This is a genomic window from Pseudogulbenkiania sp. NH8B, assembly GCF_000283535.1.
In the GTDB taxonomy this organism is placed as follows: domain Bacteria; phylum Pseudomonadota; class Gammaproteobacteria; order Burkholderiales; family Chromobacteriaceae; genus Pseudogulbenkiania; species Pseudogulbenkiania ferrooxidans.
Genome location: NC_016002.1, coordinates 1,826,001 through 1,848,494, shown reverse-complemented (window position 1 = coordinate 1,848,494; position 22,494 = coordinate 1,826,001). Strand labels below are relative to the sequence as shown.

Here is a 22,494-nt window from a genome sequence, read left to right as displayed (position 1 = left end):
GGGAGGAGTGCGCCATCACGCCCCTCCCAACCTACCGCCCTGGCAAGGTCTGGGGAGTGGCTCAGGCCGACAACTCGGCAACGTAGCTCTGGATGATGGCGGAGAAATCGAGCCCGCCGTGACCGTCCGCGCTGAAACGCCGGTAGCACTGCTCGGCCAGTGCGCCCAGCGCCAGCGGCAACTCGATTTCGCGCGCGGCTTCGTTGGCGAGGCCCAGGTCCTTGAGCATGAGGTCGGTGCCGAAGCCGCCCTTGTAGCCGCGGCTCGCCGGGGCATTCTCCATGACCCCGGGCCAGGGGTTGTAGACCTCCAGCGCCCAGTTGCGCCCCGAACTCTTGGCGATGATGTCGGACAGCACCTTGGGGTCGAGGCCGTTCCTGACGCCCAGCGCCAGCGCCTCGGCGGTGCCGGTCATCAGGATGCCCAGCAGCATGTTGTTGCAGATCTTGGCGGTCTGGCCCGCGCCGCTGGCGCCGGCGTGGAAGATGTTCTTGCCCATGGCTTCCAGCAGCGGACGGGCGCGTTCCAGATCGGCCGATTCGCCGCCGACGATGAAGGTGAGCGTGCCGGCAGTGGCGCCGGCGGTGCCGCCGGAGACCGGGGCATCGAGCATGCAGAGACCGGCGGCCCGGGCCGCCTCGGCCACCTTGCGCGCGCTGGCGGCGGCGATGGTGCTGCAGTCGATCACCAGCGTGCCTTTGGGCAGGCGGGCGAACAGGCCTTCCTCACCCAGGTACAGCCCTTCGACGTGCTTGCCGGCGGGCAGCATCGAGATCACCACCTCGGCCCCTGCCACGGCATCGGCCGCGCTGATGGCGGCACGGGCGCCGGCGGCCTGCAGCCTGGCGAGCGCCTCGGCCGAGAGATCGAAGGCGCTCACGGCGAAGCCCTTGTTCTGCAGATTGAGGGCCATGGGGCCGCCCATATTGCCCAGCCCGATGAAAGCGACGTGTTGCATGGTGTTTCTCCTCTGATGGCGTGTTATTTGAGGTCGGCCAGCGGGTGCTCCGTGGCCGGCCATGGGCTGATGAAATGGCTTTCCACCCAGCCGTCCGGGATGGCTGCCAGGGTCGGGTAGTGCCAGTGCGGCGCGCGGTCCTTGTCGACCAGCAAGGCGCGCACCCCTTCGCGAAAATCCGGCCGGGCGCAGAAGTTGACCGACAACGCCAGCTCCATGCGCAGCGCGTCGGCCAGCGACAGGTGGCGGGCGCGCCGGAAGATTTCCCAGGTGACGGCGGCCGAAGTCGGGCAGCCCTGGGCAAAGCTCCTGGCCGCCGCGGCAAGCCAGGGGTCTTCGAACGCGGTGCCGGCGAGCGCCACCGCGGCGGCGTCGAGGCTGCCCAGGCTCATCAGGCGCTGCACCGTGAGCAGATTGCGCGCGCAGTTCGCGTCCGGCATCGGCTCATGATGCGACGCTGCCAGCGCACTCAACAGTGCGCTCACCATGCCGTGGTGCCGCGCCGCCGGGCGGGACCAGTCGGCCCGTTCCAGTTCCCGCAGCAGGGCCTCCTGGCCGTCTTCGGCCAACATGTGGTCGGCCAGGTTGCACAGCACGGCATCGTGGGCGTTGAGCGGTGCGCCGGTGAGGCCGAGGAACAGGCCGAGCCTGGCCGGCATGCGTTGCAGGAACCAGCTGCCGGCCACGTCCGGGTAGAGGCCGATGGTGATTTCCGGCATGGCGATGCGGGTGGAGGGCGTGGCCACGCGGTGGCAGGCCCCGGCCATCAGCCCGAGCCCGCCGCCCATGACGATGCCGCCGCCCCACACGATCAGGGGCTTGCGGTAGCGGTGGAGGTGGTAATCGAGCCGGTATTCCTCGCTGAAGAACGCCACGGCGTCGGGGTTGGGGGTGCGGCTGTCGTCCAGCAGCGCCCGGCGCAGCGAGCGCACGTCGCCGCCGGCACAGAAGGCCTTGTCGCCGGCGCCGCGCAACACCACGGCAACCAGGCCAAGGTCGGCTTCCCAAGCGCTCAGCCGCTGCTGGAGCAGACGGATCATGTCCAGCGTCAGCGCGTTGAGCGTTTTTCCCGCGTTCAACGTGGCGATGCCGAGGCGATGGCCGCTGGCGGTGGCGCGTTCTTCGAACAGGACGATGTCTTGCATTGCGGAGTCCCTCAATAGCCTGTTGTGCGTGGCGATCAGCGCAGCGTCTCCAGCGCGCCGTCCTGCAGCAGCCGGCGCGCGACGATGACGCGCATGATCTCGTTGGTGCCTTCCAGGATCTGGTGCACGCGGCTGTCGCGCAGGTGACGTTCGAGCGGGTATTCCTTGATGTAGCCGTAGCCGCCGAACAGCTGCAGCGCCTCGTTCACCACCTTGAAGCCGGCATCAGTGACGAAGCGCTTGGCCATGGCGCAGTAGGCCGTGGCGTCCGGGCTGCCGCTGTCGAGCTTCCAGGCAGCGAGGCGCACCATCTGGCGCGCCGCGACCAGTTCCGTGGCCATGTCGGCGAGACGGAACTGCACGGTCTGGAACTCGGCCAGCGCCTGGCCGAACTGCTGGCGTTCCTGCACGTAGCGCGCTGCGGCTTCCAGCGCGGCCTGGGCTGTCCCCACTGAGCAGGTGGCGATGTTGATGCGCCCGCCGTCCAGCCCCTTCATGGCGAAGGTGAAGCCCTGGCCTTCCTCGCCCAACAGGTTGGCCGAAGGCACGGCGACGTTGTCGAAGGTGATGGTGCGGGTGGGCTGCGAATTCCAGCCCATCTTCCGTTCCTTCTTGCCGTAGCTGATGCCGGGCAGATCGGCCGGGACCACGAAGGCGGAGATGCCCTTGGCGCCCGGGCCGCCGGTGCGTGCCATCACCACCAGTACGTCGGTGCTGCCGGCGCCGGAGATGAAGGCCTTGCTGCCGTTAAGGCGGTAGACGTTGCCGTCGCGCTCGGCGCGGGTGCGCAGGTTGGCGGCGTCCGAACCGGCACCGGGCTCGGTGAGGCAATAGCTGCCCAGCTTGGCGCCGCTCGCCAGCGCCGGCCCCCACTGCTCGGCCACTTCCGTTCGGGCAAAGCTGCCGATCATCCAGCTCACCATGTTGTGGATGGTGAGGTAGGCGGCGGTGGAGGTGCAGCCGGCGGCCAGTTCCTCGAACACGATGGCGGCGTCGAGCCGGGTCAGCCCCAGCCCGCCGTACTGCTGCGGCGTGTACAGCCCGCAGAAGCCCATCTCGCCGGCGCGGCGCAGGGTGTCCTTGGGAAAGACTTCCTCCTCGTCCCAGTGCGCGGCGTAGGGTGCCAGCTCGTGGCGGGCGAACTCACGCGCGCTGTCCTGGAAGGCGATCTGTTCTTCAGTCAGTTGGAAATCCATAGTCATTCCTTTTATCAAGCTTGTTCCAGTAGGCGAGCGAGCCAAAGCAGGTTGAGGAAGGACGGAGCGCAGGAACCTCAGTGGACATGTAGTCCATGAGGATCATGGCTGAGCGAATTAGAAATTCGCACGCGCAGAGCACCGCCCGACCTCAAGATGCGCAGGCGCAGCCGCCTAATAGGACGGGCGATCAGCTCAGCGAAATGGTGGTATTGACCTTGCCGCTGCTGGCCGCGTCGTCGAACCAGCGGCTGGTGACAGTCTTGGTCTGGGTGTAGAACAGGACCACCTGCTTGCCGTACGGGCCCAGGTCGCCCAGCTTGGAGGCGCGCGAACCGGTGAACGAGAACAGCGGCACCGGCACCGGGATCGGCACGTTGATGCCGACCTGGCCGACGTCGATATCCTCCTGGAACTTGCGTGCCGCCGCGCCGCTCTGGGTGAAGAGGGCGGTGCCGTTGCCGTTGGGGTTGGCGTTGATGAGTTCGATGGCCTGGTCCAGGGTGTCGGCCGCCGTGAGGCACAGCACCGGCCCGAAGATTTCCTGGTCGTAGATCGCCATGCCGGGCTTCACGCCGCTGAAGATGGTCGGGCCGACGAAATTGCCCTGCTCAAAGCCAGGCACCTTGATGCCGCGCCCGTCCAGCTCCAGCCGGGCGCCCTGCTCCACCCCCTGGGCGATCAGCGATTCGACGCGGTCGCGTGCGGTGCACGACACCAGCGGCCCCACGTCAGGGTTGTCCTTGCCGGGGCCGACGCGCAGCGCCTTGGCCTTGGCCACCAGTTCCGGAATCCAGTTTTTCGCCTCGCCCACCAGCACCGCCACGGCCAGCGCCATGCAGCGCTGGCCGGCCGCGCCGAAGGCCGCGCCGGTGAGCTGGTTGAGCGCCTGCTCCTTGTTGGCGTCCGGCAGCACGATGGCGTGGTTCTTGGCGCCCATCATGCACTGCACGCGCTTGCCGGCGAGGCTCGCCCGGTTGTAGACGTGGGTGCCGACCTTGCTCGAACCGACGAACGAGATCGCCTTGATGTCGGCGTGGTCGCAGATGGCGTTGACCACGTCCGGGCCGCCGTGCACCACGTTGAGCACGCCGGCCGGAATACCCGCCTGCAGCGCCAGCTCGACCAGGCGCATGGTCACCATCGGGTCCTGCTCGGACGGCTTGAGTACGAAGGTGTTGCCGGTGGCGATCGCCATCGGGAACATCCACAGCGGGATCATCGCCGGGAAGTTGAACGGGGTGATGCCGGCGCACACGCCGAGCGGCTGCAGCACCGAGTAGGTATCGACGCCGCTCGCCACGTTCTCGGCGTACTCGCCCAGTTGCAGGTTGCCGATGCTGGCGGCGTGCTCGACCACTTCCAGGCCGCGGAACACGTCGCCCTCGGCGTCGGCCAGGGTCTTGCCCTGTTCGGCGGTGAGGATGGCCGCCAGTTCCTTCATGTGTTCGCGGATCAGCTGCTGGTACTTGAGGAAGATGCGCGCGCGGCTGCCGATCGAGGTTTTCTTCCAGCTCTTGAAAGCCGTCTTGGCGGCGGCCACGGCGGCGTCGACCTCGGCCGGAGTGGCCATCGGCACGCGCGCCAGCACCTCCTGCGTGGCCGGGTTGACGACGTCGCGCCAGACGCTGGTCTGCGATTCGACGAACTCGCCGTTGATCAGGAGCTTGACGGTGGGAACGGTGGTGGAAAGAGTCATGATGAGCCTGCCTTATGGACGAAGTGGGCCAGCCCCCTCGGCGCCAGGGCCGAGGGGATGTGTCGTTAACGGGGAAATGAGAGCGGTGCGGTGCCGGTCAGCCCTTGAGCGCCGGGAAATCGTCTTCGAAGTATTCCTGTGGTCCGCGCGCGTTCTCCTCGCGGCGCTGCGCCTCCAGCTTGCGCAATTCGACGCGGCGGATCTTGCTCGACAGAGTCTTGGGCATCTCGCTGACGAACTCGATGCGACGCACGCGCTTGTAGGCCGCCAGCCGTTCGCGCGCAAAGCGGAAGATGGTTTCTGCCAACTCGCGATCCGCCACCTGCTCGGGAGCCAGGATGATGAAGGCCTTGGGCACCGCCAGGCGCACCGGGTCGGGGCTTGGCACCACCGCCACCTCCATCACCGCCGGGTGCTCGATCAGCGCGCTCTCCAGCTCGAACGGGCTGATGCGGTAGTCCGACGCCTTGAACACGTCGTCGGCGCGGCCGACGAAGGTGATGTAGCCCTCGTCGTCGATCATCGCGGTATCGCCGGTGCGGTAGTAGCCGTCGGCCATCGCCTCGGCGGTTTTCTCCGGGCTGTCGGCATACCCCAGCATCAGCCCGAGCGGGCGCGGTTCGAGCGGCAGCACCACTTCGCCTTCGCTCGCCAGTTCGCCATCGGGCCCCATCAGCGCCACGTGGTAGCCCGGCAATGGCCGGCCCATCGACCCCGCCTTGAGCGGCTGCCCGGGGGTATTGCCGATCTGCGCGGTGGTCTCGGACTGGCCGTAGCCGTCGCGCAGCGTCAGGCCCCAGGCCGCCTGGATTTGCTCGATGATTTCCGGATTGAGCGGCTCGCCGGCGCCCACCAGCTCGCGCAGCTTGAGCCGACCGCGGTAGGCCGCCAGATTTTCCTGGATCAGCATGCGCCACACCGTGGCCGGCGCGCACAGGCTGGTGATGCGGCAGCGCTCCAGCACACCGAGCAAGGCCGGGGCGCTGAAACGCGCCACGTTATGGATGAACACGCAGGCACCGGCGTTCCACGGTGCAAAGAACGAGCTCCAGGCGTGCTTGGCCCAGCCCGGCGACGAGATGTTCAAGTGCACGTCGCCCGGCTGCAGGCCAATCCAGTACAGCGTGGAGAGATGGCCGACCGGGTAGCTCTGGTGGCTGTGCAACACCATCTTGGGCTTGGAGGTGGTGCCGGAAGTGAAATAGAGCAGCAAGGGGTCGGTCGCCAGCGTCGTGCCATCCGGCTCGAAGCGGTCCGGGTAGCTTGCGGCGGCGGCGTGTTCGATCCAGCCCGCCGTGGCCGGACCGACCGCGATGCGGGTGTAGTTGCCCGCCACCTCGGCGAATTTGTCGAGATGGGCCTGACCCACCACCACGTGGCTGACGCGGCCACGGTCGAGGCGGTCGCACAGGTCTTCCGGGGTGAGCAAGGCGGTGGCGGGAATCACCACTGCCCCCAGCTTGATCGCCGCCAGCATGGTTTCCCACAGCGCCACTTCGTTGCCCAGCATCAGCAGGATGCGCTCGCCGCGCTTCACCCCCAGGGCGCGCAGATGGTTGGCGACGCGGTTGGAACGCCGCGCCAGCTCGTCGAAGCTGTAACGCTCCTCGCTGCCGTCCTCGTTGACGATCCACAGCGCCGGTGCCTGGTTGCCACGCGCCAGCTCGTCGAAATAGTCCAGCGCCCAATTGAATTCGGTGAGCTGGGGCCAGCGGAAGTCTCGATACGCCGTGGCGTAGTCGGTACGGTGAGTCAGCAGAAAATCCCGCGCGGCCACGAAGGCCTGGCAACGTGCATTCATTGACGTCTCTCTCCTGGATGGAACACCTCCGGCACGTCTCGCTCTGTGCCGGCCCGGTTCGTTTTTTTTGTTGTGCTTCAACCCGCCGAAGCCGCTGGTCTGGGTGGTTGAAAACGAGTATAGATAGGAGAAAATCCATCAGGAATAGACAAAAACACCGGAGCGATATGCAAAAAAACCCCATACCCGTCGACCGGCTGAACTGGGACGACATCAAGTTCTTTCTCGAGGTCGCCCGCACCCACACCGCCAGCAGCGCGGCAAAGCGCCTCGGCGTCGACTACACCACGGTGTCGCGCCGCATCCGCGCGCTGGAGCAGGCGCTGGGCGCCTTGCTGTTCGAGAAGTCACGCTCGGCCGGTTTCGTCCTTACCGTGGATGGGCAACAGTTGCTGCGCTATGCCGAAGCGATGGAAAGCGCCTTGCAGGCCGCCTGTGAAGAGGTATCGGGGACCGGCTTCGCCTTGTCCGGCCACGTGCGCATCGGCTGCACCGAGGGTTTCGGCTCCGGCTTCGTCACCCCGCAGATCAGCCGCTTCCAGGACCGCTACCCCGACATCACCGTCGATATCCTGCCGGTGCCGCACTTCATCAACCTGTCGCGGCGCGAGGCGGACATCGCGATCACGCTGGAGCGCCCCGAGCGCGGGCCTTACGTGTGCTCCAAGCTGTGCGACTATCGCCTGCTCCTGTACGCTACCCCGGACTACCTGGCACGCCACCCGCCGATCCGGCAGCCGGAAGACCTGGCCGGACACCGCTTCATCACCTACGTCGATGACCTGGCCTTCAGCCCCAAGCTGCTGTACATGGACGACGTGCTGCCCGGCGCCAGGAGCCCGCTGCGCAGCACCAGCGTGATCGCCCAGTACCAGGCCGCGCTGCAAGGCCGCGCCCTGGCGATCCTGCCCTGCTTTCTGGTCGGCGACGACCCGCGGCTCGTCCGGGTGCTGCCGGAGCAGGTGGCCGTCACACGGCAATTCTGGATGTACTACAGTGAAGACCTGCGCAAGCTCAAGCGCATCACGCTGGCAGCGGACTACCTGCGTACCTGCGCCCAGCTCAATCAGGATTTCCTGCTCGGCGAAGCGCTCCGCATGAGCTACCTGGAAGCGGAGGAAGCGGCATGAAACGAGGCTCTGGCGAAACTATCGCCACCGCGGCATCGCCTGCCGCTCCCGACTCGGCCAGGGCGGCGAAGCAACGCCCGGAAGCACGTTCATGAAGACCCATTGGCTGGTCGGGGTAATGCTGCTGGCGCTGCTGACCTGTTCCGGCTGCGCCCGGCCGCAGTACGGCGAGAACTATTTCATCGAGCTGCGAGGCAGCCCGGTGGTGCGTGGTTTCCGCTACGCCGGCAACGAGCAGAATCCGATCGACAATCTCTGGATCAAGCTGGACAAGGCGACCCCCTTCCAGTTTCGTTTTCCCGATGGCGCGTGGGTCGACTCCCGGCAGATCACCCGGCAGACCTTGAGCGAACACGGCATTCGCATCGATCAGAACGGTACGCTCACCCAGGCCATCTGGCACCCCGATTTGCCGCTGTGGGCATCGGTGGTGGGCCGACATCAATACTTTTCCTTCGATATAACGCAAGACGGCAAAGTCGACTCCCTGACTCTGGGCGCGTGCGGCTCGGCCTTCAAGGAGATATTCAGGACGGCGCAAGGCACCCACCCCGTCGGTTTCCCCATGACTGTGAAGGAGCTCGAGCAAATCTTCGGACCGACCTCTCGCGTGGACCGTCTCGCCCTCGTGACCGGATTCAGCTGCTTCTGATTTCCATCGCGACGCGGTAACGACAGCCAGGCCCCTGAACGGCAACACGTCGGCCGAAGCCACCCTGCCTATGACACCCGTGCTGCAGCCCGGGTGAACGCCCCATTCGCGACGGGTCGACGATACCGCACTGGCCGGCCGCTGCGGCATACTGGGTAAAACAGGCGGACGCCTTTTTGTCGCCGCCAGCGGCCTGATGCCGCGCTGACTCCGGGAGAAACATGGAAACATCGTTCTGGTCGGCCACCGTGCTCTTGATCCTCATCACCGATCCGCTGGGCAACATCCCGCTCTTCATCACCGCGCTCAAGCAGGTCCGGCCGGAACGGCGCCGGCGCGTGGTGCTGCGCGAGTGCCTGATCGCGTTCGCGGTGCTGCTCACCTTCCTGTTCTTCGGGCGCCATTTCCTGGAGTTGATGCAGCTCTCGGACGAGTCGCTGCGCGTCGCGGGCGGCGTCATCCTGTTCCTGATCGCGCTCAAGATGATCTTTCCCGGCGAGGAAAGCGCCTTTTCCGGCAAATCCCAGGGCGAACCCTTCATCGTGCCGATTGCGATTCCGCTCATCGCCGGGCCCTCGGCCATGGCCACCGTACTGCTGCTATCGACGCGCGAACCGGCACGCATGCTGGAGTGGACCGGCGCGCTGACAATCACCATGCTGGTCAGCACCACGGTGTTCCTGGCCTCCGGGCGGCTGCAAAAGCTGCTCGGGGAGCCGGTGATCGCGGCGCTGGAACGGCTGATGGGGCTGGTGCTGACCGCGATTTCGATCGAGATGCTGATGGGCGGGGTGGCGGCCTACCTCAAGAAGCTGGGCTAGGACGTGTCTCCCTGCGCGTTTGGAATACCTCCTGCGCGACCACCGCGATTGCACATTGTGGATCGGCTGCCCGCACACCCTGGACCTGAGCGTGCTGGGCGGCGGAGCATGAGCACGGGAGCACCGGATGATTGTTTCCTGTCGGGAGACAGTCATTTTCCTGAACCCGGGTTTATCGGCTCCTGGGGACGCCTCAGAATGGACGCCATGCTCACCCCTGTTGCCGCATTTCCTGCAAGGATACCCGATGACCCCGCCGCAAGACCGTGACCCGACCTCGCCGCAGCCGCTCACCCTGTCCAGCGCGCAGCTTTCGCCCCCGCAGCACGATGCCGCTTCGGGGCTGACCTACCGCACGCTGGTCCTGCCAGCCGCGGCGTCGGCGCCCCGGCCGCAGGCCCTGTTGTTGCTGCTGCACGGCGTGGGCGGCAACGAGATGCAGTTGGCCGGACTCGCACCGCTACTCGACGCCCGCATCAAGGTGGCGCTGGTGCGCGGCCCGCTGGAGTTCGGACCAGGGCAGTTCGGCTGGTTCCAGGTGAGCTTCGGTCCGCAAGGCCCGTCGATCAACCCGGACCAGGCCGAACGCAGCCGGCAGCAGTTGCAGCAACTGGCTGCCAGCCTGCAGTCGGCCAGCGGCATCGATCCCGCGCACACTGTCGTGGCGGGCTTCAGCCAGGGCGGCATCATGAGCGCCGGCCTGGCTCTGACCGAACCGCAGCAGGTGGGCGGTTTCGGCCTGTTGTCGGGGCGCATCCTGCCGGAAATCGCCCCGCATCTCGGTGCGCCCGACGCGCTGGCACGGCTGGAGGGCTTCGTCTCGCACGGTGAATTCGACGACAAGCTGCCATTGAGCTGGGCGGAAAAAGCCGGCAACTGGCTCCGTGAATTGGGCGTACCCCACCAGTTGCACCTCTATCCGGTGGGCCATCAGTTGACCTCCGAGATGGCCCACGACTTTGTCGCCTGGCTGACGGCACGCTGCTTGGCATAACGAGTAAAGCCTCCGGCCGCCGCCGCACCCCTCCAGGCGCCGCTCAGGCACATCAGACCATACCGGCCCCCAAGCCCGCCTTTCATCGAGAGGCGGGCTTTTTTTCCAGCTCCCCGCGCTTTTTACCAGCCCGCTTTCCAGCGGGAATGGGCCTCCTCCCTGCTCAATACTGGCCGAGTATCGTCGGATACTGAAACAGTATTAGACGGTCGATTTCTTTATCCCCAGGATACGACTGCCTTGAATGGGCCGTTCATTAAAACGGCGCTTTCATTTCGGCACTCCCATTCAAACAAAATAAAACTATGCAGCGCCGCCCTAAAAACCCGGCGCCAGCAGGCAAGTCGATCAGTTTACGGAGGAAAAATGAGTCGAGAATATAGCAAGGAAGTCGTCGATGTGACGGCATTAATCAACGAGCAGGATTTTACGAAATATCACTGGCTGGTCTTGTTCTTCTGCTTTTCCATTCTGGCGCTGGACGGGTTCGACACCGCGGCCATCGGCTACGTCGCGCCCGCCCTTGTCACCGAATGGGGCATCAGCCGCCCCTCGCTGGCGCCGGTCTTGAGCGCCGCCTTGTTCGGTCTGGCCTTTGGCGCCATGGCGGCGGGCCCCAGTGCCGACCGCTTCGGCCGGAAGAACGTGCTGATCGCCTCGACCATCGTGTTTGCCGTCTTCAGCGGTTTGACGGCCTACGCCAGCAGCGTCCCGAGCCTGTCGGCGCTGCGCTTCCTGACCGGCCTCGGCCTGGGAGCGGCGATGCCCAACGCGGTCACCCTGATCGCCGAACTCGCCCCGGCCAAACGTCGCTCCTTCGTGGTCAACGCCGTCTACGTCGGCTTTCCGCTGGGCGCCGCCGCGGGCGGGTTCGTCTCGGCCGGGCTGATTCCGCACTATGGCTGGCAAGGCGTCTTCATCCTGGGCGGCATCCTGCCGCTGGCCCTGTTGCCGTTCATGATCCGCCACCTGCCCGAGTCGGTGTCCTACATGGCCGCCAAACAGTACCCGATCGAGAAAATCAAAGCGGTGCTGGAGCGGATTTGCCGCCAAGACCTGAGCCACGTCAAGCAATGCGTCATCGGTGAAGCGGCCGGCAAGGGCAAGGTGGAGAAATCGGCCCTGAGCCTGATCCTGTCCAGGCCGTTCCTGGTGCCGACGCTGATGCTGTGGGTCACTTACTTCATGGGCCTGCTGATTTTCTATCTGCTGACCAACTGGATGCCGCTGATGATGAAAGACGCGGGATTCAGCACGCAAAAGGCGGCCCTGCTGACCGCACTATTCCCGCTGGGCGGCGGCATCGGCACCCTGGTGAGCGGGCTGTTGATGGACAAGTACAACCCCGGCCGCGTGCTCAGCCTGGTCTACGTGCTGGCCGCGCTGTTCCTGGTGGCGGTGGGCCAGAGCATGGACAACGTTTCGCTGTTCGCCGTGCTGATCTTCCTCGCCGGGGTCATGGTGACGGGCGCCCAGGCCTCGCTGCCGGCGCTGGCCGCACCGATCTACCCGACCCAGGGTCGTGCCACGGGCATCGCCTGGATGCTGGGCATCGGTCGCTTCGGTGGCATCGCCGGTGCCCTGCTGGGCGGGGTCTTGCAGGGGATGCAGCTGCCGTTCAGCCAGACCCTGACCCTGCTCACCCTCCCCGCCGGCATCGCCATGCTGGCCCTCTGGACCCTGTCGGTGAAAACCGGGCGTGACACGGCAGCGGCTGGCGCCCTGCCCTCGCTGAAACCGGCGGAATAAAACCGGCGCATTGACGGGCCGGGAAAGCAAAAACCGCGTAGCAGAGCCGGGCTGGATATCAGCCCGGCTCGATCCGGAGCGGATGGCACAATACGCCCGACTACTTCCCTGCCCCGTTACCTCAAATGCCGTGCCGGTTATTTTCCAGCCGTCGCCAAACTGTTTATTTCCCCGTCTTTACCCCTGCCGGTTCCAACCTGAATCAGCCGCTTATTTTCCCGAGGGATTGACGATGAATGCCTCCCACACCCCGTTTGAACGCGGCCTTGCCGTACTGCAGGCTTTCTCCGCCGACAACCCAACCCTTTCCGTCACCGAGGTGAGTGCGCAAACTGGCATTCCCTATGCGGCGGTTTATCGCTGCCTGTACACGCTGAACAAAATGGGCTTCGTCCAGCGCGAGGCAAAAGGCTATTTCAGCGTGACGGCAAAAGTGCTGGCCCTGAGCCAGGCATACCGCAAGGCCCTGGATCGGCCAGCACCGATCAGGTATTGAGCAGCACGCCGTTCAAGTCCTGCGCGGAAACGGCATGCGCCATCGATTCCGCCTCGTAAATGTCGATAATCATCTTGATGAGCAGTTTGACATCGTTGGACTCGTCGAGCAGACGGGTGCTGAGAATGATCGGCGACACCATATTGGGCACATCCAGCTCCCGATAGCAGACATCCTCGCGCTTCAGGCCCTGCACGCTGGAGGGAACGATCGCGATGCCGACCCCGGCCGCCACCAACCCTATCGCGATCTGCAGCTCGCGCGCCTCGTAGATGCTTCTTGGCTCCAGCGCCCGGTCATGAAACGCCGCCAGCACCTGATCGGCAAAACTCGGGCGCGGCGATTTCGGGAACACGATCAGCGTCTCCATGGCGATATCCTGCAGCGACAGTGCGGGCTTGGTCGCCAGCGGGTGCTCGCTGGGCAAGGCCGCCATCAGGCGCTCCTCGCGCAACACGATGCGGCGCACATTGGGATCTTCGTGACGGATACGACCGAACCCGACGTCGATGCGGCCCTCCTTGAGTGCGCCAATCTGCTCCATCGTGGTCATTTCGTGCAGACTCAGTTCGATGGTCTTGTGCGCGTCGCGGAAGCGCCGAATGATCTTGGGCAACATGCCGTACAGCGTCGAGCCGACAAACCCGATCGACATCTTGCTGTCGATGATCCCGATGCGCTGGGTCATCGCCCTGAGCTCGCGCGTCTGCGACAGCAACTGTAAGGCATGGCCATAGAAGAACTGCCCGGCCTCGGTCAGCTTGAGCGGGCGCGAGCCGCGCTCGATCAGCACCACCCCGAGATCATCTTCCAATTGTTGAATCTGGCGACTCAATGGCGGCTGGGCGATATGCAGCCGCTCGGCCGCGCGCGTGATGTTGCCTTCTTCGGCGACGGCAACGAAGTAACGCAGGTGGCGCAGTTCCATAGCAAACCTCCAGGACATCACGACACCGCACCGTTGGCCGAAAGCCACGCGGCGGGAGTGTCGTTTGGGAAAGCGTGGTCGATCGCCTCCGCAACCGGCGGCCGGATCGGCGCCGGCCACTAGGCCGCGAAAAACAGGCAACGTGGAGCGGGGCCGCGCGGCCAGCCGGCCTGCGCGCCCGGCTCCGGATGAGGGAGGGACGCCGCGGGGACGTGGCCCCGCTAAGTCCCCTTGGCCTGCCGCTGGTGCGGCTTGTTCAGCACCAGGTAGGCGATGCAGCCGATCACCACGCCCCAGAAGGCCGAACCCAGGCCAAGGAAGCTCATACCGGAGGCCGTCGCCAGAAAGGTGATCATCGACGCCTCGCGATGCTCGGCATCCTCGACCGCGCCCTGCACGTTGGCCGAAATCGCCCCGATCAGCGCCAGCCCTGCCAGCACGGCGACGAATTCCTTGGGCAAGGCGGTGAACAGCAGCACGATGGTGCTGCCGAACATCCCGCCGATCAGGTAGAACGCCCCGTTGGCGATACCCGCCACGTAACGCCGCGACGGGTCGTCGTGCGCGTCCTTGCCGGTGCACAGCGCGGCGGTGATGGCAGCGATGACGATGGTGATGCCGCCGAAGAACGCCACCACGAGCGAGGCCAGGCTGGTGACGGTGATGATCGGCTTGGCCGGGGTGTCGTAACCCGACACGCGCAGCACCGCCATGCCAGGCAGATGCTGGCCGGTCAGGCTCACCATCACCAACGGCAGCGCCAGGCTCAGCGTGGTGCCCAGCGTCCACTCCGGGCGGATGAACTGCGGCGTGGCCAGGCTGAGCCGCACATCGCCCAGGTGGGTCTGCCCCAGGAGCACGGCCAACGCGGCGCCGCACAGCAGCACCAGCACGATGCAGTAACGCGGCAACAGCCGCTTGAACAGCAGGTAGGCGCCGACCATGCCGAACGCCAGCACCGGCATCGAGCCGACCGACTTGAAGGCGCTGGCGCCGAACTGGAACAAAATGCCCGCCATCATCCCGGCGGCGATACCCTTGGGAATATGGCGCATGAGGCGGTCGAACGAGCCCGACGCGCCGATCAGCAACAGCACCACGGCGGCGGTGAGATAGGCCCCCACCGCCTGGTTCAGCGTGACGCCGGGAAACAGCGTCACCAGCAAGGCGGTGCCGGGCGCGGACCAGGCGGTCACCACCGGCACCTTGAGGCGCCAGCTCAGCACGATGCCGGACACCGCCGCGCCCATCGAGATGGCCCAGACCCAGGACGAGATCATCTCGTTGGACATGTTGGCCACCTTGGCGGCCTGAAAAAAGATCACCAGCGGACCGGAATAGGAAATCAGCACCGCGAGGAAGCCGGCGGTGATGGCGGAGAGCGACCAGTCCTGGCGCAGCGAACCGCTCGCATCGGGTGCCGGGGACGCCAGAGAACGGTCTTGGGATGAATTGTTCATTGAGTATGCCTCATCAAAAAATGACCTCTCACCCATCAGGATGAGAGGTCCGAACGCGATGATGCAAGAGGGACTCGTGGGTGGCGCCTAGCCCAGATCGCCGCCACCGACCGGCAACACCGTGCCGGTAATATAGGACGCCTCGTCCGACGCCAGGAACAGGATAGCGCGCACCTGCTCGTCGATGGTGCCGTAACGGTGCATCAGGCTGCTGGAAAGGGTCTGGTCGACGATGCCCTGGTACCAGACTTTTTCCTGCTCACTCATCGGCGCGCTATTGCGCGGCACCTTGCGCGGCGGCGCCTCGGTGCCGCCGGTAGCCACGGCGTTGACACGGATGCCGTCCCCGGCGTGCTCGAAGGCGAGGCTCGCGGTGAGCGCGTTCACCCCGCCCTTGGCGGCGGAATACGGAATGCGGTAGATGCCGCGCGTGGCGATCGACGACACGTTGACGATCACCCCCTGCTGGCGCTCGACCATGCCCGGCAGCACGGCGCGGCAGCACCACAGGGTGGGGAACAGCGAGCGGCGGATTTCGGCCTCGATCTGCGCCTCCTCGTATTCCTGGTAGGGCTTGGCCCAGATCGTGCCGCCGACGTTGTTGATCAGCACGTCGACGCGGCCGTAGGCCTCCTCGGCGGCTTCCACCACGAGCTGGGCGCCGTTGTAGCTTTCCAGGTCGGCCGTCACCACCGTGGCCTGGCCACCCCTGGCCTTGATCTCGCCGGCCACCTCGTGCACCAGCTCGGAGCGGTCGGCCAGCACGACTAGCCCGCCCTCTTCCGCCACACTCAGGGCGACGCCGCACCCGATACCCTGGGCCGCGCCAGTGACGATGACCACCTTGTCCTTGAAACGTGTACTCATGGTTCAGGCCTCGCTGCTGGCGGAGAATTTTTCATACAGGAAGCTCGCCGGGGTCACGCCCGACTGCTGCAGCCAGCCGCGCACCGCCTCCACCATCGCCACCGGGCCACACAGATAGACGTCCACGTCGCCGGCATTGAGCCATTCCGGCTCGATGTGCTGCGTGACGTAACCCTTGCGCGGATGGGCGCTCTCGGCCGCCACCACACAGGTACGGTAGTCGAACTGCGGCAGCCGGGCCTTGATGGCGTCCAATTGCTCCAGCGCCACCAGGTCGACGTCATTGGTCACGCCGAACACCATGCGGATAGGCTGCGTGCTGTCGCTTTCGGCCAACACGTCGAGCATCGACAGGAACGGCGCGATGCCGGTGCCGCCGGCCAGGAACAGCACCGGCCGCGCCACTTCGCGCAGGTAGAAACTGCCGTACGGGCCGGCAAACGTCATGCGCTCGCCCACTTTGGCGTCATGGCTCAGGAAGTGGCTCATGCGCCCGTTCGGCACGTTGCGCACCACGAACGCGGCCTCGCTGGCGCCGGGCGCCGAGCTGAACGAATACGCGCGGGTCAGTTCGGTGCCGGGAATGCCGACGTTGACGTACTGGCCCGGCAGGAAGGAAAGACTCGCCGGATCGTCGAGCTTGATCGAGAAGCCGATGGTGGAGTCGGACAGCGGCCGCACCGCCGCGATGGTGCCACCGAAGCTCGACACGCCGGTCTTGCACGCCACCGACGAGGCCGGGATCTTGATCACGCAGTCCGACTTGGGCCGGGTCTGGCAGGTCAGGATGTAGCCCTGCTCAGCATCCTCCGGGGCCAGGGCGTCTTCGATGTAGCTCGATTCCGGCAGGTCGTACTCGCCCGACTCGCACAAGCAGCGGCAGGTACCGCAGGCGCCGTCGCGGCAATCCAGCGGAAGATTGACCTTCTGGCGATACGCCGCGTCGGACAGCTTTTCGTTTTCGTTGCAGCTGATGAAACGGGTGACGCCGTCCTCGAATTGAAGTGCGATGTTGTAGCTCATGATTCCTACTCCTGCCGTACCGAGCCGCGCCTCCCCCGTCCCGCGTCGCCGCGCCGTCCTGTCCAATACAAGACGGCGGGGGCGCTGCGCCGGGAAGGCCGGCGGCTCTCGATGCTTGCTTAAATGTGGTAGACGTCGATTACCTGGTGGATGTAATCGTTCTTCAGCACCACATACTTGTTGCGGATCTTCGGGCTCGCGCCGGAAAAATCGATCACGTAACGCGCCATGCCGAAATGGCTGTAGGTGGTCTTGTAGCGGTGGCTCAGGGTGTGCCAGTTGAAGCGCACCGTGACCAGGTCACCATCCTGCTTTTCCAGCTCCACGTTGCTGATGTTGTGGCTGGTGCGGGTGTCCGGCATGGTGGCGCTGGAGCGCTCGGTCTTGATGCGGAACACGCGATCTTCCAGGCCCTGGCGGTTGGCGTAGTAGATCAGCGAGATTTCGCGCTGCGGATCGGTAACCAGCTTGTCGTCATCGTCCCACGACGGCATCCAGAACTCGGCGTCCGGGTGGTAGCACTCGAGCCACTCGTCCCACTGCTCGTCGTCCAGCAGGCGGCTTTCGCGGTAGAGAAAGCTGCGGATCTGCTCCATGTTGACGTTGCTCATGCCTGTTCTCCTTCCTCGCGCACGGCGTGCTTCATCACGTCCAGCCAGTAGCGGTGCTGCACCGTGTACAGACCCTCGTCCTCGGTCTTGACCCCGCTCAGTACCGGCTTGAGGCCGATCTTCTTCGCCGCCTCGTCGGCGCCTTCGATCCAGTGCGTGGAACCGCGGCACATATCGTTCCATTCCAGCGCGATGCCGGAGTAACCCTGCTGGCAGGCACGGAATTCTTCCAGGTCGTCCGGCGTGGCCATGCCGCTGGCGTTGAAGAAGTCCTCGTACTGGCGGATGCGGCGCGCGCGCGCCTCGTCCGACTCGCCCTTGGGCGCGATGCAGTAGATGGTGACTTCGGACTTGTTCACCGACAGCGGGCGCACCACGCGAATCTGCGAGCCGAATTGGTCCATCAGGTACACGTTCGGGTACAGGCACAGGTTGCGGGAGTTGCGCACCATCCAGTCCGCCATCTCGGGGCCGAGCTTTTCGGCGTACTCGTCGCGGCGTGCGAAGTTGGGGCGGTCCTCCGGGTTGGCCCACTGCGTCCACAGCAGCATGTGGCCGTGCTCGAAGGCGTAGAAGCCCCCACCCTGCTTGCCCCACTTGCCGGCGTCCATGGCGCGGGTGGTATCGACGCGCTCGCTCTGTTCCTTGCGGTGGCTGGTGGTGGCGGCGTAATTCCAGTGCACGGCGGAGACGTGGTAGCCGTCGGCGCCGTTTTCGGCGGTCAGCTTCCAGTTGCCGTCGAAGGTGTAGGTCGACGAGCCCCGCAGCACTTCCAGCCCTTCGGCCGACTGGTCGACGATCATGTCGATGATCTTGGCCGCTTCACCGAGGAATTCGGTCAGCGGCTTGACGTTTTCGTTCAGGCTGCCGAACAGGAAACCGCGGTAGTTCTCGAAGCGCGCCACCTTCTTCAGGTCGTGCGAGCCTTCCTTGTTGAAGCAGTCCGGGTAACCGGCGTCTTCCGGGTCCTTCACCTTCAACAGTTTGCCGCTGTTGTTGAAAGTCCAGCCGTGGAACGGGCAGGTGTAGGTCGCCTTGTTGCCGCGCTTGTGACGGCACAGCGTGGCGCCACGGTGGGTACACGCGTTGACGAAGGCGTTCAGCTCACCCTGGCGGTTGCGCGCGATGAACACCGGCTGCCGGCCCATGGTGGTGGTGTAGTAATCGTTGACGTTCGGGATCTGGCTCTCGTGCGCGAGGTAGATCCAGTTGCCCTCGAAGATGTGCTTCATTTCGAGTTCGAACAGCGCTTCGTCGGTGAAGACACTGCGGTGCACGCGGTAGTCGCCGGTCTGCGGGTTTTCGATCAGGTAATCGTCCAGCTTCTTCAGCTTCGGGGTGGTATCGGGATGAATGGGGATCATTGCCGTTCTCCTCTATCGGGACAAGTGGACCCTGCCGGGCAGGGCCCGTCCCTGTTGCTCTATGCTCGGTGTCGATCAGGCGCTGGCGCGTTTGCGTTCGACTTCGGTGGTCGGCGCGGCCGCGGTTTCGCCGTTGAGGCGGAAGTCGAAGTCGATCGAGGCGAACGGCTTCTGCAGGCCCTTCTTGTCGATCTCCGCCGCATCAGTAACGCGGTTCACCGCCGGCACCAGACCCTCGCGGCTGGCGAAGGCGAAGTCGTCCCACAGGTAGTCGTCACCGTCGATGTTGATCTGCGTGGTCAGCTTGCGGTGGCCGGCGGCGGTCACGAAGAAGTGGATGTGCGCCGGACGGCGGCCGTGGCGGCCGAGCAGGTTCAACAGGCGCTGGGTGGTGCCTTCCGGCGGGCAGCCGTAACCCATCGGCATGATGCTGCGGAACTGGTAGCGGCCGTTGGCGTCGGTGACGATGGTGCGGCGCAGGTTGAAGTCCGACTGGCTCTTGTCGAAGAACGAGTAGTTGCCCATCAGGTTGGCATGCCACGCTTCGACTTGGGCGCCCGGCAGCGGCTTGCCGTCGGCGTCGTACACGGTGCCCTGCATGAACAGCACTTCGCCCTGCTCCACCTCGCTGCCGTCGTCCATGCGGGCGAAGCCTTCCGACTTCGGCGCGCCGGCGACGTAGAGCGGGCCTTCGATGGTGCGCGGGGTGCCGCCGGTGAGGCCGGCTTTGGCTTCGGCTTCGTCCATGCGGATGTCGACGAAGCGTTCCAGACCCAGGCCGGCGGCCAGCAGCCCCAGTTCGTGGGTGGCGCCGGCTTCGGCGAAGTACTCCAGGCCTTTCCAGACTTCGCTCGGGCTGAGGTCGAGGTCTTCGATGGCCTTGAACAGGTCGCTGGTCAGGCGCACCGCGATCTGCTGCACGCGCGGGTTGACTTCGCCGGTGGCGGTGTCGACCAGGAAGCTTTTTACCAGGGCGTCGATTTCTGCGTGTGTCATGTCTCTACTCCTCATTTATATCGTCGTGCCAATGCGTTGCGGCATTCCGTTCAACCGGCCGAACGCATTTCACGGCCTTGTCTCGGGCTGAATGGGTGGGGGTTCGGGGCTTAGCGGTCGTCGTCCCGGATCGACGAGGGGTGGCGGCACAAGGGTGTGACCTCGATCTTCATGTACGGGAACAGCGGCAGGGTCGACACCAGCTGGTGCAGTTCGTCGACGCTCTCGACGTCGAACAGGCTGACGTTGGCGTACTGCCCGGCGACGCGCCACAGGTGGCGCCACTTGCCGGCGCGCTGCAGCGCCTGCGCCTGTTCCTTCTCGACCTGCTTCAGTGCGGCGGCCTCGGCGGCCGGCATCGCGGGCGGCAGATTCACTTCCATGCGTACGTGGAACAGCATCTCGTCCATCCTTTCCTGTTGATCTTTTGGTGAAACCCGGCGGGTCATTTATTTCCGGTGCAGGGTGGCCAGCTTGTCCCTGTCGATCTGGATGCCCAGGCCCGGTCCGGTCGGCACCTGCAGCATGAAGTCGCGGTACTGCAGCGGCTCGACGAGGATTTCCTCGGTCAGCAGCAGCGGGCCGAACAGCTCGGTGCCGAAGGCGAGTTCGCCGAAGGTGGCGAAGACGTGGGCCGAGGCGGCGGTGCCGACCGCGCCTTCCAGCATGGTGCCGCCGTACAGGCCGATGCCGGCGAGCTGGGCGATATCGGCCACCTGCTTGGCGGGGATCAGGCCGCCGGACTGGGCGATCTTGACCGCGAACACATCGGCGTCGGCGTCCTTGGCAAACTCGAAGGCGCTGAGCGGGCCGTGCAGCGCTTCGTCGGCCATCACCGGCACCGCGAACTGGCGCGCCAGGCGGGCCAGCCCGGCGCGGTTCTCGGCGCGCACCGGCTGTTCGATCAGGTCGACACCGCCGTCCTGCAGCGCGGCGATGCCGTTGACGGCGTCGAGCTCGCTCCAGGCCTGGTTGACGTCGACGCGCACGCTCACCGCGTCGCCCAGGGCTTGCTTGATGGCGAGCACGTGCTTGACGTCGTCGGCCACCGGGCGCAGGCCGATCTTGAGCTTGAAGATGCGGTGGCGGCGCTGCTCGAGCATGCTCTCGGCTTCGGCGATGTCCTTGGCGGTGTCGCCGCTGGCCAGGGTCCAGGCCACCGGCAGCGCGTCGCGCAGGCGGCCGCCCAGGAGTTCGGACAGCGGGATGCCGAGGCGGCGCGCCTGGGCGTCCAGCAGCGCGGTTTCCAGTGCGCACTTGGCGAAGCGGTTGCCCTGGATGACCTTGCGCACCCGGGCCATCGCTGCGGCGACGTTGCGCGCCTCCTGACCGATCAGCAGCGGGGCGATGTGCGTGTCGATGTTGACCTTGACGCTCTCGGGACTCTCGTCGCCGTAGTTCAGGCCGCCGATGGTGGTCGCCTCGCCCCAGCCCTCGATCCCGTCTTCGCACTGCACGCGCACCAGCACCAGGGTCTGGGTGTTCATGGTGGCCACCGACAACTTGTGCGGGCGGATGGTGGGCACATCGACTAGAATGGTTTCGATTGATCTGATCATGTCTTTAGGATATGGAAGTAAATCTGTTTGACCTGGTACGAAGCATAAGTAGTTGATTTCACACCGTCCAACACTGATTTAGTATCACTTTTATACCTGGGAGGTATGGTCTTGGAGCTGCGCCATTTACGCTATTTCATCGCCGTGGCGGAGGAACTGAACTTCACCCGAGCCGCCGAACGCCTGCACATCGCCCAGCCGCCGCTGAGCCGGCAAATCCAGCAACTGGAGGAAGATCTGGGGGTGCAGTTATTCGAGCGGAATGCCCGGCCGCTGAAGCTGACCGAGGCGGGGCGCTTCTTCTATGCGCACGCCCAGCAGTTACTGGCGCAAACCGCCGAGCTCGCGGCCATGACCCAGCGCGTGGGAAAAATCGAGCGGAAGATGTCGATCGGCTTCGTCGCGTCGACGCTGTACGGCATGCTACCCAAGGTGATCCGGCGCTTCAGAACGCGGTTTCCCGAGATCGAACTGAGCCTGCACGACATGACCACCATGGAGCAGATCCAGGCGCTCAAGGAGGGACGCATCGACGTCGGGTTCGGCCGCATCCGCCACGAGGACCCTAACGTACGTCGCATTCTGCTGCGCGATGAGCGCCTGATGGTGGCGCTGCCGTCGGGGCATCCCCTGCTGTTGGCCAAACCGGTGTTATCGCTGAAGGATGTGGCGATGGAAACGGTGATCATTTTCCCCAAGAGCCCGCGTCCGAGCTTCGCCGACCAGGTGCTGGTGGCCTTTCACGACAGGGCGATCGAACCGAAATCGATTTACGAGGTGCGCGAACTGCAGATCGCCCTGGGATTGGTCGCGGCCGGCGAGGGCGTATCCATCGTGCCCAGCAGCGTGAAGGGGTTGAAGCGGGAAGATGTCAGCTACATGGAACTGGACGACCCGCAATTGGTGTCGCCGATCATCCTGAGCACTCGCCTGCTGGATGAATCGGACGACATCAAGGCATTGCTGGAGATGATTTACGATCTGTACCGGGAACAGAATATCGAGTTCTACCCGGGCAATTAGCCGGAGCATCCGGCCGTGCCGG

The 22,494-nt window shown here is 65.2% G+C and carries 21 protein-coding genes; 7 read left to right on the top strand and 14 right to left on the bottom strand.

All coding sequences use genetic code 11. The annotated features are described in order from the left end of the window. Nucleotides 1-61 precede the first annotated feature (61 nt). The 5 genes from mmsB to NH8B_RS08565 all read right to left on the bottom strand — a co-directional run bounded on the left by mmsB (nucleotide 62) and on the right by NH8B_RS08565 (nucleotide 6,799). On the bottom strand, nucleotides 62-958 hold the full coding sequence (gene mmsB / locus NH8B_RS08585) for a 3-hydroxyisobutyrate dehydrogenase (RefSeq protein ID WP_014086932.1): 897 nt from the start codon (nucleotides 956-958) through the stop codon (nucleotides 62-64). Nucleotides 959-981: 23 nt separating this feature from the next. After that, the gene (locus NH8B_RS08580) at nucleotides 982-2,103 is read right to left on the bottom strand and encodes an enoyl-CoA hydratase/isomerase family protein (RefSeq protein WP_014086931.1); all 1,122 of its coding nucleotides are present in this window, start codon (nucleotides 2,101-2,103) and stop codon (nucleotides 982-984) included. Between the two features lie 35 nt (nucleotides 2,104-2,138). Next, a complete protein-coding gene (locus tag NH8B_RS08575) occupies nucleotides 2,139-3,299 on the bottom strand; it encodes an acyl-CoA dehydrogenase family protein (RefSeq protein WP_014086930.1) in 1,161 nt (386 codons plus the stop codon). Between the two features lie 190 nt (nucleotides 3,300-3,489). Continuing rightward, the gene (locus NH8B_RS08570; RefSeq protein ID WP_014086929.1) at nucleotides 3,490-4,998 is read right to left on the bottom strand and encodes a CoA-acylating methylmalonate-semialdehyde dehydrogenase; all 1,509 of its coding nucleotides are present in this window, start codon (nucleotides 4,996-4,998) and stop codon (nucleotides 3,490-3,492) included. Between the two features lie 97 nt (nucleotides 4,999-5,095). Beyond that, on the bottom strand, nucleotides 5,096-6,799 hold the full coding sequence (locus NH8B_RS08565) for an AMP-binding protein (protein ID WP_014086928.1): 1,704 nt from the start codon (nucleotides 6,797-6,799) through the stop codon (nucleotides 5,096-5,098). A 167-nt stretch (nucleotides 6,800-6,966) separates the two neighbouring features. Here NH8B_RS08565 and NH8B_RS08560 point away from each other — a divergent pair, with 167 nt between their 5' ends. From NH8B_RS08560 to NH8B_RS08535, 6 genes are all read left to right on the top strand, one after another. Continuing rightward, nucleotides 6,967-7,929, top strand: a complete 963-nt coding sequence (locus NH8B_RS08560; RefSeq protein ID WP_014086927.1) for a LysR family transcriptional regulator — start codon at nucleotides 6,967-6,969, stop codon at nucleotides 7,927-7,929. A gap of 91 nt (nucleotides 7,930-8,020) precedes the next feature. Continuing rightward, nucleotides 8,021-8,581: a frataxin-like domain containing protein gene (locus NH8B_RS08555; protein ID WP_014086926.1), complete on the top strand. Its 561-nt coding sequence runs from the start codon at nucleotides 8,021-8,023 to the stop codon at nucleotides 8,579-8,581. A gap of 221 nt (nucleotides 8,582-8,802) precedes the next feature. Further along, complete coding sequence (locus NH8B_RS08550) at nucleotides 8,803-9,402, top strand: MarC family protein (protein WP_014086925.1); 600 nt, start codon at nucleotides 8,803-8,805, stop codon at nucleotides 9,400-9,402. A gap of 247 nt (nucleotides 9,403-9,649) precedes the next feature. Further along, nucleotides 9,650-10,396 carry an alpha/beta hydrolase gene (locus NH8B_RS08545; protein WP_014086924.1) on the top strand — a complete coding sequence of 249 codons (747 nt, stop codon included), beginning with the start codon at nucleotides 9,650-9,652 and terminating at the stop codon, nucleotides 10,394-10,396. Nucleotides 10,397-10,762: 366 nt separating this feature from the next. Then, nucleotides 10,763-12,145, top strand: a complete 1,383-nt coding sequence (locus NH8B_RS08540; protein WP_014086923.1) for an MFS transporter — start codon at nucleotides 10,763-10,765, stop codon at nucleotides 12,143-12,145. Between the two features lie 232 nt (nucleotides 12,146-12,377). Beyond that, on the top strand, nucleotides 12,378-12,641 hold the full coding sequence (locus NH8B_RS08535) for a helix-turn-helix domain-containing protein (protein WP_014086922.1): 264 nt from the start codon (nucleotides 12,378-12,380) through the stop codon (nucleotides 12,639-12,641). Here NH8B_RS08535 and NH8B_RS08530 read toward each other — a convergent pair. The 9 genes from NH8B_RS08530 to NH8B_RS08490 all read right to left on the bottom strand — a co-directional run bounded on the left by NH8B_RS08530 (nucleotide 12,631) and on the right by NH8B_RS08490 (nucleotide 21,449). Next, nucleotides 12,631-13,569 (bottom strand): LysR family transcriptional regulator, encoded by a 939-nt coding sequence (locus tag NH8B_RS08530; RefSeq protein WP_014086921.1) that lies wholly within the window; start codon nucleotides 13,567-13,569, stop codon nucleotides 12,631-12,633. The two genes, NH8B_RS08535 and NH8B_RS08530, sit on opposite strands and share 11 nt — an antisense overlap. Before the next feature lie 221 nt (nucleotides 13,570-13,790). After that, on the bottom strand, nucleotides 13,791-15,029 hold the full coding sequence (locus tag NH8B_RS08525; RefSeq protein ID WP_014086920.1) for a benzoate/H(+) symporter BenE family transporter: 1,239 nt from the start codon (nucleotides 15,027-15,029) through the stop codon (nucleotides 13,791-13,793). Between the two features lie 87 nt (nucleotides 15,030-15,116). Beyond that, a complete protein-coding gene (locus NH8B_RS08520) occupies nucleotides 15,117-15,896 on the bottom strand; it encodes a 1,6-dihydroxycyclohexa-2,4-diene-1-carboxylate dehydrogenase (protein WP_014086919.1) in 780 nt (259 codons plus the stop codon). A 3-nt stretch (nucleotides 15,897-15,899) separates the two neighbouring features. After that, the gene (benC, locus tag NH8B_RS08515; protein ID WP_014086918.1) at nucleotides 15,900-16,919 is read right to left on the bottom strand and encodes a benzoate 1,2-dioxygenase electron transfer component BenC; all 1,020 of its coding nucleotides are present in this window, start codon (nucleotides 16,917-16,919) and stop codon (nucleotides 15,900-15,902) included. 119 nt (nucleotides 16,920-17,038) lie between these two features. Continuing rightward, entirely contained in the window at nucleotides 17,039-17,530 is a 492-nt protein-coding gene (benB, locus tag NH8B_RS08510) for a benzoate 1,2-dioxygenase small subunit (protein ID WP_014086917.1), read from the bottom strand. Further along, a complete protein-coding gene (gene benA, locus NH8B_RS08505) occupies nucleotides 17,527-18,894 on the bottom strand; it encodes a benzoate 1,2-dioxygenase large subunit (RefSeq protein ID WP_014086916.1) in 1,368 nt (455 codons plus the stop codon). The genes benB and benA overlap by 4 nt, the downstream gene beginning before the upstream one ends. 75 nt (nucleotides 18,895-18,969) lie before the next feature. Then, nucleotides 18,970-19,890: a catechol 1,2-dioxygenase gene (gene catA / locus NH8B_RS08500; protein WP_014086915.1), complete on the bottom strand. Its 921-nt coding sequence runs from the start codon at nucleotides 19,888-19,890 to the stop codon at nucleotides 18,970-18,972. 110 nt (nucleotides 19,891-20,000) lie between these two features. Further along, the gene (gene catC, locus NH8B_RS08495; protein ID WP_041703407.1) at nucleotides 20,001-20,291 is read right to left on the bottom strand and encodes a muconolactone Delta-isomerase; all 291 of its coding nucleotides are present in this window, start codon (nucleotides 20,289-20,291) and stop codon (nucleotides 20,001-20,003) included. A gap of 48 nt (nucleotides 20,292-20,339) precedes the next feature. Further along, the gene (locus NH8B_RS08490) at nucleotides 20,340-21,449 is read right to left on the bottom strand and encodes a muconate/chloromuconate family cycloisomerase (RefSeq protein WP_014086913.1); all 1,110 of its coding nucleotides are present in this window, start codon (nucleotides 21,447-21,449) and stop codon (nucleotides 20,340-20,342) included. A 111-nt stretch (nucleotides 21,450-21,560) separates the two neighbouring features. Between NH8B_RS08490 and NH8B_RS08485 the strand changes: the two genes are divergently transcribed. Further along, nucleotides 21,561-22,472 (top strand): LysR family transcriptional regulator, encoded by a 912-nt coding sequence (locus NH8B_RS08485; protein ID WP_148282954.1) that lies wholly within the window; start codon nucleotides 21,561-21,563, stop codon nucleotides 22,470-22,472. Nucleotides 22,473-22,494 lie beyond the last annotated feature (22 nt).